Below are 14,688 nucleotides of genomic sequence, written 5' to 3'. Positions count from 1 at the left end.
TCGCCTATAAGAGAGTGTCAAAATATGCAACTACTTTTATAAGATCTGCCTCTTTATCTACATCAAGATTGTTATTCCCAATATAGGTTTTCACCTCTGTTTTTTTTGAATCCATCACTTTTAGTACTTTGGATTTGCTTGTGGGCAATTCGTAAAAAGTACCATCTTTAACTAGATAATATTTTGTTACTTTATCAAACGACGGTGGTGAATCACGCTGGTATGAGGTTTTAGCCTTTTGAGGTTCAATAAACTTAGCGGTGGTTTTTTTGTACAAATCGTACGTTTTTCCATCGGTCAAAACATTAAAATATCCGCCTTTTTCATTGGAACCTTCATACGGAACGAAAACATAATTATCATTGTTTATTTTAACATAGATACTTGGGTCTTTCATTAAAGCCCCATATTTTTCTTCAGAAACATGACTTTTTATTTCAATTTCGTCTGCATACGCATTGTAGCGCATCGGAACTTTTGTTTTTAAAAGTCTGTCGTCCTGATAGATATTTCCAACTAAAAAAGTAGGGTTAAGGTAGGCTTCATTTTTTATGGCATTGAAGGCAGCTTCGGTCAATCCGAAAGCAAGTGCCTTTTCATTCATATCAATGGTTCTTAAAAGAAAATCGAAATTACCATTGGCTCCTCCAGAAGAACCGGCAGCATTCATGCCGCTTCCGCCAAATGTACCTTTTTGGGCAAAACAATGAGATATCAAAAGCATACTTACAGCAAAAAGAATTATTTTTTTCATAATTAAAGTATTTTGAGATTGATATAAATATACTCATTTATATTTATATGAATCAAGTGAATTTTGATGTAACCACTTTTAAGACAGGGTTTAATAAAAAAAGCGACACTAAAATGTCGCTTTTCTATGCTTTTGTATAAAAATAAATCAACTATAATATTGAGTCAAAATAGGAAACAAGCTTTATCATATCTGCTTCCTTGTCAATATCAAGATTGTTTTGTTTTATATAATCTTTTATTTCATCCTTCTTGTTACTCATCATTTTAAGCACTTTTGATTTGCTGTTTGGCATTTCAAGAAACGTTCCGTTTTGCACTAAATAGTAGATGGTGGTTTTTACGAAAGATGGTGGCATATCTTTTTCATAAGTAGTTCGAGCTTTTTTTGGCTCTCTAAATACAGCTGTTGTTTTTTTGTATAAATCGTATGTTTTACCATCGCTAAGCACATTAAAATAGCCTCCTTTTTCATTGCTTCCATTCAACGGAACAAAAACGTAAATGTCTTTCACAATCTTCACAAAAATATTTGGATCTTTGATTAATGCGCTATAATTTTCAGAAGTATTATTTTTCTTAATTTCAATTTCGTCGGCAAAGGCGTTGTAGCGCATAGGTACATCATCTTTTATCAACTGATCTCCCTGAAATATTTTTCCTTGTAGAAAATTTGGGTTTGAGTAGGCTTCATCTTTAATTGCACTGAATTCAGCCTCAGTAAGACCAAAAGCCAACGATTTCTGATTTATGTCTATGGTACGGGCATAAATATCGTAATTGCTATTATTGGCTTGAGAATAGCCTGAGATAGCTGTGAGAGCGATGAGCCCGATTATTAAAAGTCTTTTCATGATAATTATTTTTAGTGTGTTATTTATAGATGATTGATTTTTACAAATTAAACATTATTTTTTTAATGTTTCCAAATTAAAATGATGCACATCACGTTGTGGGAAGGGTATGGAAATTCCTGCAGCTTCCAATCTTGCTTTTCCTTCTTCTAAAACTAACCAACGAAGGTTCCAGAAATCCTCATTTTTAGCCCAATAACGAACTGTAAGATTTACTGAACTGTCACCAAGTTCTTCCACGGCAACCATTGGCATTTTGTCTTCAATATTAAAAACCGTTTCTTGTTCTGAAACTAGTTTGAGCAATATGTCTTTCGCTTGTTTTATATCATCATCATAACCTATGCCAAAAGATAGCTTTTCTCTTCTCACTCCTTCAATAGAATAGTTTATAATATTATCGTTACTTAATTTTCCGTTGGGAAGAATGGCTAATTGATTCCCAAAAGTGGTGAGTCTTGTATTAAAAATTGAAATTTCCTTTACCGTTCCATCAACACCTTGCGCACTGATGAAATCGCCAACTTTAAATGGTTTTAGCAATAATATCAAAACGCCACCAGCAAAGTTTGAGAGCGAACCTTGTAATGCCAAACCTATGGCAAGACCTGCAGCACCAATAATGGCAACTAACGAGGCGGATTCAACACCAAGCTGGGTTATCACTAAAACAAATAGTACAATTTTCAATCCCCATCTAATTAGACTTGCAATAAAATTTTCTAGTGTGGGATCGTAATCTGTTTTGTTAAAAAACTTTTTTATGAAACGGTTGATTATTTTTATAAGCCAAAGACCAATCAGCAGCATTAAAATGGAGCCAATAAGGCTCGGCAAAAAGTCAATTAATTTTTGTCCATATCGTTCTAAATAGATGTCAAAGTTTTGAAATTTATCCATAAAATTTATTCTTTTTTGTTTAGTGATTCAATTGCAATTTTTGTGTCTTCCACTGGAAGTTTACAGGCGTTGTTTACGCAAACATAGATAAGTGTTGCATCTGGGGTGTATCTGTTTTCAAATAGCGGCCCGCTGTTTTCGCCTTTACTTCCAGCAATAATTATATTGGGTAGGTAGTGTTTGTTTAATTCTTTTATTTTTTCTGAAACGTCTTTTCCCACGATTACAACTTCATAAAAATCGTTTTGAAAACTAGAGAGTAAATCCAGCCAATTTGAAAATCCGCTTGGATATTGTTCAATTTCTACTGAAACATTTTTAAACATTTGATGCGAAATTTCATCAAAACCAGTCTCTTCAAAATATTTTGAAAGCACGAAAAGATTCTTCGCCATCACTGAGTTTGAAGCAGGAATCACATTATCGCGATATTCAAAATTTCGTGTTACGATCGCCGCATCTTCCTTTGAAGTGAAATAGAACATCTGTTTCTCTTCATCAAAAAAGTTGGTCTTCGCATAATCTGCCATTTTTTTTGAAAGCGTCAACCATTTTTCATCCAAAGTGGCTTGGTATAAATCTATAAAAGCTTCAATGGTGAAGGCATAATCCTCCAAAAACCCATTGATACTGCTTTTTCCGTCTTTGTAATTGTGAAAAAGCGCTCCGTTTTTTTGAAGTTGTTTTTCAGAAATAAAGGCTGCATTTTTAAGCGCAGCATCCAAATATTCTCTTTTGCCGAAGGTTTTATAAGCATCTACATATCCCTTCAGCATCATTGCATTCCAGGAAGTGAGCGTTTTGTCGTCCAATCGTGGTTTTGGTCTTTTGTTGCGATAGGCTAGAAGTGTGTTTTTCCAGTCTTCTTTTTTTTGTTGAAATGCTTCGGAAGTAATTCCAAATTCCTTCTCAATTTCGTCATCTGTCTTTTTTCGGATAAGTACGTAATGGTTCTTTTCCCACTTTCCGTAGCTGTTCACATTATAGTATTCTTTAAAAATATCGAAATCATCTTTCAATATTTTCTGTAATTCTTCCGAAGTAAAAACGTAAAAAGCACCTTCTTCCAGTTTGCCGTTTTCATCTTTGCTGTCTGCATCTAGAGAAGAATAGAATCCGCCTTCATCGTTGGTCATATCTCGGGCTATAAAATCCAAGGTTTCTTCAACTACTTCTTTGTAAAGTGGTTTTTTTGTAACTAAATAGGCGTTGCTATAAAGGCTTACGAGTTGTGCATTGTCATAAAGCATTTTTTCGAAATGTGGCACATGCCATTTTTCGTCTGTGCTGTAACGCGCAAATCCGCCGCCAATTTGGTCGTAAAGACCGCCATAAGCCATTTTGTCTAGTGTTAGCGTTACATAACCAAGTAAGTCTGCATTATTTTCTTGAACAGCTTGTCGCAGTAAAAACTCAAGATTGTTTGGCATCATAAATTTTGGAGCGCCTTTAAATCCGCCGTTCTTGGCATCGAAATTCTGCGATAGATTCTCAACTATTTCTGAAGTAGGATATTTTGCAAAGTCCACATCTTCCGTATTCAAATGCACCAAATCCATACTTTTTATGCCTTCTTCCAATCTATTGGCGTAGGCCATCAACTTTTCGGGTTCTTCGTTGTAAACTTTTTGAATTTGCTCCAGAGCATCTATCCAATCGTTTTTTCTGAAATAAGTCCCACCCCAAACAGGTCTGCCGTCGGGAAGTGTAACCACATTAAGCGGCCAACCCGCGCTACCAGTCATAAGTTGCACGGCGTTTATATAGGTTTGGTCCACGTCTGGGCGTTCTTCTCGATCCACTTTTACGGAGATAAAATTTTTATTCATCACCGCTGCTACTGTACTGTCCTCAAAACTTTCGTGTTCCATCACGTGGCACCAGTGGCAAGCTGCATAGCCAATGCTTATAATCAGTAGTTTCTTCTCCTTTTTTGCTTGCTGAAGAGAAGCTTCACCATAAGGTTTCCAATTCACAGGATTGTGGGCGTGTTGAAGCAAGTAAGGACTGGATTCGTGAATTAAATCGTTTGTATAGGGATGTGTTTCCAAGGTTTCATTTTTAGAGGAATTGCAGCCAATAAATAAGGTCGTTACCAGAAAAGCAAATAGTAAGCGCATAGCTGAATTTTAGAAAAACAAAAATACGCTTTTGAAAGCTCAAAAGCGTATTTTCAATAATTCGTGAGGATTATTAATTTACTTCGAAAGTGATTTTCACATTCACTCGGAAATGAGTGATTTTATCATTGTCAATCACACAACTTTGTTCCCGAACATAAACGGAACGTATATTTTTGATGCTTTTTCCAGCTTCGTTTACTGCGTTACGGGTTGCGTCTTCCCAGCTGTCTTTTGAGCTTGCAAGGATTTCAATTACTTTTAATACTGCCATAATTTTTTGGTTTTTTTGTCTTAGTCCCAATAGCTATCAGGAGTTCGAAATATTAATAAAGTGTCAAGTTACAATTATTGAAATTCAATTATCTGAAAATTAAGTTAAAAGCTGGTGATTTAACGCCGATCCATAAAGGGGAGGATTGTAATTTGGATAAAATACCTTTGAGTTGGCTCTTTTAAGGGCTGGGGTCAGACCGAGTCTGAACCCCCAACCCCTAAAGGTGAGAATAAGATTCAAATTAATAAAAAAATAAATCTGTATTTGCGTCTTTCAGAGCTGAGTAAAACCATCTGTCATCATTCATCAGACTTTTACCCATTAACAGCCTCAACACTATCAATCTGCCCGTTCAACATTTCCTTCAACATAGTTTCAATTCCATTTTTTAAGGTAATGGTTGAAGAAGGACAACCACTGCACGCACCTTGAAGGATCACTTTTACTGTTTTGGTTGTTTCATTAAATGAATCAAAAAGTATATGGCCGCCATCTCTTGCTACAGCGGGTTTTACGTATTCATCCAAGATGGAGATTATCTCTTTTTCGAGCTCGGTATGTGGTTTTTGGTTTTGGTCTAAAGTATTTTCAGTTGAAGAAATGCTTTCAGAAGGAGTCGTTTTAGCTGAAGCTTCTTCATTTAAAACAGACTTTCCATCCTCAATAAACTTTCGGATGAATTCTCTGATTTCCATAGTTAGGTCCTGCCATTCCACCCAATCGTGTTTCATTACTGAAATATAGTTGGAGCTGATAAAAACTTCCTTTACAAAGGGAAAGTTAAACAAGGCTTTTGCTAAAGGCGAATTTGTTGCTTCATCACTATTTTTGAATTCAAAAATACCCGTTGCCAAGGTTTTATTGGCAATAAATTTCATTACCGTAGGATTCGGTGTACTTTCGGCATAAATAGTTATTGGAAGTTTTTTAGGAGTATCCATTTCTGTGATTACAGATTTTCCGGAATTCAAATATTCTGCAATGGAATCTGCAACTTCTTCTTGCACGTCTTTCCATTCCAAAATGTCGTATTTTTCAATAGCGATGAAATTTTGTGAAATATAAACCGTTTTCACAAATGGAAGATAAAAAAGTTGTTGCGCCAACGGACTGGCTTTTGCCTCGTCAATATTTTTAAACTCGTAGCTAGTAGAGGGCGTTAAGAAAGAATTGGCAATAAATTTAACAATGTTTTGGTTGGTAGTTTGAGAAATTTCTATGTTAAAATGCAACATTTGGTTATTTTTTTTGCGAAATTATAAAAAGAAAAACAATGTATTCAATATATTTGGCATCTTAACACCCCTATTATGAAAAAATTATTACTTCTGCTGCTTTTTATAGTTCCCTTCTTTTCCATAGCGCAGCCAGTTTCATTATATAAGCAGTTTAACGGTCGTTATGAATTTACGGCAGTTGGTAATACGCTAAATACTCACGAAAATAATAACTCGGGACCTTGTGATATATTACTTCAGAGTAGTGCAGTCTTAAATCTAAACGCTGGACAAACTTTTGTTTCCGCACATTTATATTGGGGTTCTGTTGGACCAGGTGATTTTGATGTGGCTATTAATGGAACAGCTGTAAGCGCAGAACGTGTTTTTGGTTATAATTTTGATGGACGGCCTTATTTTTCAGCTTATGCAGATGTTACCAATTTAGTAGCTGCAGCTGGAAATGGTACTTACACTTTTTCTGAAATGGATGTTCAGGCATACGTGTATCCTAACAGCCCTTATTGTGGTACCAACTTCGGAGGTTGGGCTATTTACATAATTTATGAAGATGCCTCATTATTGCTCAATCAAATAAGTCTTTATGATGGGTTACAAGTTGTTTCAAGAACCGACCCTCCATTAGATATACTTCTTACGGGCATAGAAGTTTCATCGGATAGATTTTCTAAAATAGGATTCTTAGCTTGGGAAGGAGATCGAGGTCTTGCAGACGGTGAAAGATTAATTATTGATGGGGTAATTATGTCCAACGCGCTTAACCCTGCTGATAATGCATTTAATGGAACCAATAGTTATACCAATTCCTCCGTAAATTATAACATGGATCTGGATTTCTATGATTTAACGGGAATTATTGCTACGGGTCAAACAGAAATACCAATACGATTGGAATCTGCAGCAGATCTTATAATGGTAAATAACATAATTACCAGCGTAAACTCTGAATTACCAGATGCAACCATAGAAATAGATGATCTTGGGGTTCTCTGTGAAAACAATAATATAGATGTTGAATACACAGTATATAATGTAAACAGTACCAATAAGCTTCAAGCAAATACGCCAATTGCATTTTATGCGGATGCTGGTGGAGGAACTACACTGATAGGCCAAACAGCAACGGCGAATGTTATACCGTTAGGTGGTTCCGAAAGTGGAACTATAACGCTAACTATACCAACCGCTACGCCAAACAACTTTGTGCTAAGGGCAAGAGTTGACGATATTGGAGATGGAACGGGTCCGGGTACTGGTACTGGTGTTGTTTCAGAAACAAATGAAGATAATAATGAATTTGAACTTCCTATTGATTTAAGTCAAGCAGGAATTCTTTTAGATCCGGGGCCAGCATGTCTTGGTCAGCCATTAATCTTGAGATCTGGTGTTACCGATCCGCCATACAACATTCAATGGTTTAGAAATACGGTAGCAATTCCTGGAGCAACCAATCCAAACTATTCGGTTACTCAGAACGGTATCTATTATGTAGAAGCAGTAGATGGAATTTGTCGAGTAGAAAGCAATCCAATAGTAATTACATTTAGACCTCAGCCAGTTGCCAATACCGCACCAGATATGTTCCAGTGCGACTATGGTACTACCGCCGGAACTTTTATTTTGACGGATAATGATGATGATATTTTGGGAGGTCAAAATCCGGCAGATTTCAGAATAACATATTACGATACCTATCAAAAATCATTTGATGGGGTTCCTGGAACAGAAATTTTGGGTGGGGTGCAATTAATTGTTCCTCCTTCGCCACAAACTATTTATGCGCGAATTGAAGACAATACAGGTTCTTGTTTTGATCTTACTGATTTCAAAATATTCTTTAGCCGTGCCATTGCAGGTATAGTTCCTCCATTTAAAAACTATTGTGATTACAATATGGACGGTACTGAACTTATTGATCTTGAAGCAGAATTCAACCCTGCTATATTGGATGGCCAGCAAGCTTCTAGATATAATATTACCTATCATCTCAGTCAACCAGATGCTGACAATGATACGGGTGCCGTAGCAATTCCATACCTAGTTACTGCACCGAGCGAACAAATATTTATAAGGCTCGAAAACAAAAACGATAACACCTGTGTTGATACTTCGCGAAACGTAACCATCAATATTGATACACCACCAACCATAAACACAACGCCGCCAAACCTTATTCTTTGTGACAATAACAACGATGGTTTTGCAACTTTCAATCTTAATTTACAAACACCTATAATAACGCTGGGCGATCCTGCCTTGATTGTTACATATCACCGAACCTTGGTTGATGCACAAAATGGTTCCTTGCCTATACTTACCCCTAACGCTTATATTAACGACCGTAAATACTTAGATTTCCCACATCTTGATCCTTTAGATCAAGATTATGGAACAGGTGGTGTTTGGGCGCGTGTTTCAAGTGGAACTAGTAGTTGCGTTGCCGTTGTTCCTTTTACGTTGGAAGTTAGGTTTTCTCCAGTGGGAGTTACTCCAGATCCATTACGTGTATGTGACGATGCCGTTGCTGATGGAATCACTCGTTTTGATCTTACCGTGGTTCGCGATGAGGTATTGGGAACTCTAGACCCTCTTGGCTTTGATCTTTATTATTTTGAAGACTTTAGTCAAGCAGTTGCCGCAGGTGATTTGGCTATTACGCCAACGCCAGATTTTTCACAGGCAATTGGAGATCCTACCAATTTTTTCAATGCAACCAATCCGCAGACTATTTACATATTGATTGTAAGCAATGCTGGTGGAACTATACCGCCTAACCCAAATAGTGCTGAAGGCTGTTATGATATTGTAGAGTTAATATTGATTGTAGAACCAAGACCTGAAGATCTCGGCCCTTTTGAATGGGAACTTTGTGATGATGAATTGCAAGGAAGTACACTAACAGATGGAATTTCAACATTCGACCTTACTAGTAGAACTGCACAAGTAACCAATAACATTCCAACGCTCACTGTAACTTGGTTCTTAACCTATGCAGATGAAACGGCAGATAACCCAATTCCGAATCCAGAATTATTTCAAAATACTGAAACACCTCAAACCATAATTGGTAGGGTTACTTCAGCATTTGGTTGTAACACATTGGTGACGCTTACCTTAACAGTATTGCCAAACCCAAGCCCTAATTTTGACCCAATTCCACTGACGCTTTGCGACAATGGTATTAATGGTGATGACGGTATTGCTGAAGGTTGGGACCTTACTTTGGCAGATGATGATATTATAGATGGAGAGGATGATGTTGCCGTATTGTATTACGATACATACGCAAGAGCAGAAGCAGGCCTTGCAGGAACAGAGATTGTGATGCCTTACACCAACACTTCCAATCCACAAATTGTTTATGCAAGAGTAACAAAAACAGTTCCTCCTGCAACTTTAGGATGTTTCACAATTGTAGAGTTAAAATTAATTGTAACCCCACTTCCCGATAAACCGAAGAAGCCTGCTTTTTCAGATCCATTTATTGGTTGTGATAATAGTGGAAGCGGTACAGGTATTTTCAATCTTACACTTCAAAACGATGGTGTTATTGGAGACCAAGATCCAGCTGATTTTGTATTGCCGATTACTTATTACTTGTTAGAGGCCGAAGCTATTGCAGGTACACCTTCAATAGTAGGCCCTGAATCATATATTGCTTCGGGTGGTGAAATTATATGGGTACGTCTAGAGAGCAGCGTTACGGGTTGTGTTAGGATATCCTCTTTTGAGTTAGCACTAGAACTTTTCCCAACCATAGCCGTTGGTGCAGATTTAACCGAATGTGATGATTTAACGTTTAATAGTACAGATACAGACGGCACTTCAATCTTTAATCTTACGGTGAATACTTCGGTAATTAATGGTGGTAATTCAGATTTGGACGTGTTTTATTACGCTAGTCCAATAGACCAAACAAACAATAATCCTATTCTCAATCCTGCCAATTATAGAAATACAACACCTGGACTGCAGACCATTTTTGTAACCGTATTTAGTGCAAATGGTTGTAGAGCAACAAATAGTTTTAATATTATCGTTGAACCAACTCCAGACGCAATCTCACCAGGCGAAATGGTTGCTTGCGATTCTGATTACGATGGTTTTGCACTCTTCGATTTAACTACACAAGACGATTTTATTACGAACGGAGATGCAGATTTAGCAGTATCATACCACAAAACCTTATTGGATGCTATAAATAATGTGCTTCCAATAACGGCTCCCTACAAAAATGACGTACCATACAATGACACACCAATTACAGATCCTTTACTTCCTGGCTACGGAACAGGTGGTGTTTGGGCAAGAGTAATAAATACTTCGCCACCTCCAAATTCCCTTGGTTGTCAGCGTATCATTTCATTTGCGCTAAAAGTAAATGCTGCGCCAAATGCAACAATTCCCACCCCATTCAGAAAATGTGATGATGATGGAGTAGAAGATGGTTTTACAGAATTTGATCTAAACGAGAAAAAGGCTGAAATTTTAGGTTCTTTGGACCCAGCTGGATATGATGTTTATTATTATGTTTTAGAAGCAGATGCTATAATTGCAGGAGACCTTGCCTTGAGCAATCCAGATTTTTCGGCAGCAATTTTAACCCCCGGTGCTTTTACAAACACAACAAATCCGCAAACAATCTATGTTTTGGTTGTTGGTAATATTTCAAGTAGTATACCGCCAAATCCAAACGGAGGTGAAGGTTGTTATGATATTGTACCATTGGATTTGATAGTAGATCCAATCCCCGGAAACAACGGTCCTTTTGAAAATTTCCTTTGTGATGATGAATTACAGGGCAGTACTCCAACAGATAATATTTCGACTTTTGACCTTACGTTAAACGATATTTTAATAACAGGCGGCGTTCCTGGTTTAACGGTTCTATGGTTTGATGCTTTAGGCAATCCAATCCCAAATCCTAAAACCTTTCAAAACTCTGCGACGCCAGAAACGGTAGTTGGAACGGTTTCTTCACAGTTCGGATGTTCAAACAGCGCTACTGTTACTTTAAATGTACTTCCAAACCCGAATCCAAAAGTTGATCCAACACCAATAACATTCTGTGATGACGATGATGATGGAATTGTGGATATTTTTGACCTTACTGTTCGCGATGATGAAATTATTAACAGACAAGTTGAGGTTTCAGTTTTATATTATTTTTCAGAACAAGAAGCAATAGATGCCGTTCCTGGAACTGAAATTTTAGGCCTTTATACAAACGTTGTGGCTTACAGTCAAACTGTCTATGCACGAGTTACAAACGATGTTCCGCCACAAGTTCTTCCTTGTTTTACTATTGTGGAACTGGAACTTATTGTGGTGCCATTGCCAGATGCTCCAAACGGAGACTTAAAAGATCCATTGATTGCTTGCGATGAAGATGGCGATGGTGATGCTATTTTTGATCTTACTGTTCAAAATGATGCAGTTTATGGTTCGCAGAATCAAACAGATTTTGAACCTATAACCTATTATACAAGTTTAGCCTTTGCCGAAGCTGGTACTAGCGCAATTGATCCAGCAGATGCTTATGAAAGCGGAGACAGAACAATATGGGTGCGTTTAGAAAGTATAGATACGGGTTGTGCACGTATTTCTTCTTTTCAAATTGAAGTAGGCGATTTTCCAGGAACTGGAACTGCAGACGACCTTGTTCTTTGTGATGATGAAATAAACGGAAGTACAAGAACTGATGGTCTTTCAACCTTCGATTTAACCTTGAACACACCAGTTATTACAGGAGGCGATCCTCTTTTAATTGTGAATTACTACGCTTCACAAGCCGATCAGGATAATGATATTCCTATTGTAAACCCAAAGGAATATCAAAACGAGATTACTCCAGTACAAGATATATTTGTTACCGTAATTGGTCAAAACACGTGTAGAAATACGCTTAGCTTTACCATAACTGTAAACCCAAATCCTGAACCAGTACAGCCAACAGCTTTATTTGCCTGTGATGTAGATAGCGACGGTTTTACCACTTTCGACTTGGAAAGCAAAACCGCTGAGATTAGAGGTGGTGACCCAACTCTAAGAATTACCTACCACGAAAGCTTATTGGATGCTAGAACTGGAAATGAGGCATTGGCAAGTCCATATGAAAATATATTTGCCTTCAATCAAACATTATTTGTTAGGGCTGCATATGATAATCCACCAGCAGGTACGGGTTGTTACACTATAGTTACTTTAGAACTTATCGTGAATCCTACACCAGTAATTCCATTGGATCTTCCAGACCTAGTGGCTTGTGACCCTAGTGGCTTTGCTGAATTCGACCTTACTTTACAAGAAGATTTAATATATGGAAGTCAGCCTAAAACAGATTATACGCTAACCTATCATTTAACTGAACCTGATGCAATTGCAGGAACTCCTGTTATTATTCAACCAGAGGAATTTACTAATAGTATAAATCCTCAAACAATTTGGGTGCGTTTAGATGACAATGCCACAGAATGTTATAAGGTTGGAAGTTTTGATCTTGTGGTAAATGATGGACTGCCAATTATCGATCCAACCCCATTAGAACAGTGTGATGACTTAGGCGAACCGAACGATAACATTACATCGTTTGATCTTACTCAAAAGAATAGTGAAATTACCAACGGTGTGCTCACTCAAGGAGTTTCCTATTTCCTTACCGATCAGGATGCGCAAGACAATATCAATCGTATAGATCCGGAAACTGCTTACATCAACGTAGATAATAACGGAAATCCAATCAATCCACAGGTTCTTTTCGTTCGTGTTGAGGATAGTAATAGTGCGTGTATAGATTTCACCACACTTACAATCAAGGTAATTCCTAATCCGAGTCCTGGCACTCCAGACGCCATAGAATTATGTGATGACAATGTAATTGTACCACCTGGTCCCGATGATGAAGTGGAACTTTTTGACCTTACCATTCGTGAGACACAAATCCTCAAAGGAAATAATTGGACAATTGGTTACTTTAGAAGTTATGAGGATGCAGTTAATATGGACGATGAAATAGTTGCGCCTGAAACAACAGCATTCCAGAATACTAGTAATCCACAAATTATTTATGTTCGTACTACGAATCCAAATTCACTTTGTTTTGAAATCGTAGAACTGGAATTAATAGTGAATCCATTACCAGATGATACTGCTGTAGTTTCTCCTTACATTATCTGTGCACCAGATGATAGTGAAATTGCCGTATTTAACTTGGAGACAAAAGTAGATGAAATTTTGGGTGGACAGTCCCAGCCACTTTTCGAGGTAAGTTTCTACATAGATCCAGTTGATGCGGAATTCGGACTTAACCGCATCGTAAATACTACGACCTATCAAAATAAAGATGCTGCCAACAACGCGATAAATCCACAAACTATTTACACAAGAATCACAAATACGGAGACAGAATGTGCAATTGGAGGTGTTCAAAGTTTTGAATTAATTGTGCAAAAGGGCGCAAGAGCTGTTGCTCCAGCAGAACCATTTATTATCTGCGACAACACGCCGCCTAGCGATGGTTATGCCGAGTTCGATTTAGAGGATGCTTCCAACCAGCAAGTTTCAGATCTAAGAGCTGAGATATTGGATGGTCAGGATCCAGCGGTTTATAAAATCACTTTCTATGAAACACTAGAAGGAGCAGAGACTGATACTGGCGCATTAACGTTCCCTTATGTAAATATCATCAATCCTCAACGTATTTATATACGTGTTACCAATTCAACTAACTTGTACGATCCGAAATGTTATGCGGTGGTTGATATGGTATTGAAAGTTGAGCAAATTGAAGACATAACACTAGATGGTGATTACCGTCTATGTGTGGACGAAAACGGAAACCCAATACCAGAAGATGAAGGCGGTCCTTCACCTCCAGTCATTGACACAGGTCTTGACCCCGCGTTATATACCTTCCAGTGGGATCTGGATGGAGTAATAATCATTGGTGAAACTGGACCTTCAATTATTGCATTGGAAGGCGGAGTTTATACAGTTACTTACACTGAACTTGACTCGCTTTGTGAGAATAGCGTTAGCGTAACAGTAACCGTGTCTTCCCCACCGTTTACTTATAAAGCTAATCTTCTAAACGGAGCCTTTGCGAACAACCATATTATCGAGGTTATAGCATTGGGCGAAGGTACTTACGAGTATCAACTAGACAATGGGCCGTTCCAAGACAGTAATATCTTTGAAAATGTTGATCCAGGTAACCATACAATTACCATTAAGGATATTTATGGTTGTGGTTCTGTAACGTTTGATGTTGGGGTGATAGACTATCCACCATACTTTACACCAAACAGCGATGGCTATCACGATACTTGGAATATCATCGGTATTGCAGCAGGCGATCCGACGGCTAAAATTTATATCTTTGACCGTTTTGGTAAACTCCTTAAACAACTGAGTCCATTGGGCACCGGATGGGATGGTACCTATAACGGCAGTCCACTGCCTTCAAGCGATTATTGGTTCCGTGTAGAATATAAAGAAGACGGAAACGCTAAGGAATTTAAAGGACATTTTACGTTAAAACGATAAAC

Annotated in this window: 7 protein-coding genes; 1 reads left to right on the top strand and 6 read right to left on the bottom strand. The window is 37.7% G+C overall.

The annotated features are described in order from the left end of the window. Positions 1-4 precede the first annotated feature (4 nt). The 6 genes from AEQSU_RS04220 to AEQSU_RS04195 form a co-directional block, all read right to left on the bottom strand. The gene (locus AEQSU_RS04220; RefSeq protein ID WP_014781619.1) at positions 5-754 is read right to left on the bottom strand and encodes a hypothetical protein; all 750 of its coding nucleotides are present in this window, start codon (positions 752-754) and stop codon (positions 5-7) included. Between the two features lie 151 nt (positions 755-905). After that, positions 906-1,607, bottom strand: coding sequence for a hypothetical protein (locus AEQSU_RS04215; protein WP_014781618.1), 702 nt, complete (start codon positions 1,605-1,607; stop codon positions 906-908). Between the two features lie 54 nt (positions 1,608-1,661). Further along, the gene (locus AEQSU_RS04210; protein WP_014781617.1) at positions 1,662-2,507 is read right to left on the bottom strand and encodes a mechanosensitive ion channel family protein; all 846 of its coding nucleotides are present in this window, start codon (positions 2,505-2,507) and stop codon (positions 1,662-1,664) included. Between the two features lie 5 nt (positions 2,508-2,512). After that, positions 2,513-4,627: a thioredoxin domain-containing protein gene (locus AEQSU_RS04205; RefSeq protein ID WP_014781616.1), complete on the bottom strand. Its 2,115-nt coding sequence runs from the start codon at positions 4,625-4,627 to the stop codon at positions 2,513-2,515. 73 nt (positions 4,628-4,700) lie between these two features. Continuing rightward, complete coding sequence (locus AEQSU_RS04200) at positions 4,701-4,901, bottom strand: dodecin family protein (protein ID WP_014781615.1); 201 nt, start codon at positions 4,899-4,901, stop codon at positions 4,701-4,703. A 317-nt stretch (positions 4,902-5,218) separates the two neighbouring features. After that, positions 5,219-6,139 (bottom strand): NifU family protein, encoded by a 921-nt coding sequence (locus tag AEQSU_RS04195; RefSeq protein ID WP_014781614.1) that lies wholly within the window; start codon positions 6,137-6,139, stop codon positions 5,219-5,221. A 75-nt stretch (positions 6,140-6,214) separates the two neighbouring features. Between AEQSU_RS04195 and AEQSU_RS04190 the strand changes: the two genes are divergently transcribed. Further along, complete coding sequence (locus tag AEQSU_RS04190) at positions 6,215-14,686, top strand: T9SS type B sorting domain-containing protein (RefSeq protein ID WP_014781613.1); 8,472 nt, start codon at positions 6,215-6,217, stop codon at positions 14,684-14,686. The last annotated feature ends 2 nt before the right edge of the window (positions 14,687-14,688 follow it).

It is taken from the genome of Aequorivita sublithincola DSM 14238, assembly GCF_000265385.1.
GTDB classification, from domain to species: Bacteria; Bacteroidota; Bacteroidia; order Flavobacteriales; family Flavobacteriaceae; genus Aequorivita; species Aequorivita sublithincola.
This window is presented reverse-complemented; position numbering and strand designations above follow the sequence as displayed.

Coding starts and splice junctions, on each gene's coding strand:
- AEQSU_RS04205 (WP_014781616.1), bottom strand. CDS start 4,627: ATGCGCTTACTATTTGCTTTTCTGGTAACGACCTTATTTATTGGCTGC.
- AEQSU_RS04215 (WP_014781618.1), bottom strand. CDS start 1,607: ATGAAAAGACTTTTAATAATCGGGCTCATCGCTCTCACAGCTATCTCA.
- AEQSU_RS04190 (WP_014781613.1), top strand. CDS start 6,215: ATGAAAAAATTATTACTTCTGCTGCTTTTTATAGTTCCCTTCTTTTCC.
- AEQSU_RS04195 (WP_014781614.1), bottom strand. CDS start 6,139: ATGTTGCATTTTAACATAGAAATTTCTCAAACTACCAACCAAAACATT.
- AEQSU_RS04220 (WP_014781619.1), bottom strand. CDS start 754: ATGAAAAAAATAATTCTTTTTGCTGTAAGTATGCTTTTGATATCTCAT.
- AEQSU_RS04210 (WP_014781617.1), bottom strand. CDS start 2,507: ATGGATAAATTTCAAAACTTTGACATCTATTTAGAACGATATGGACAA.
- AEQSU_RS04200 (WP_014781615.1), bottom strand. CDS start 4,901: ATGGCAGTATTAAAAGTAATTGAAATCCTTGCAAGCTCAAAAGACAGC.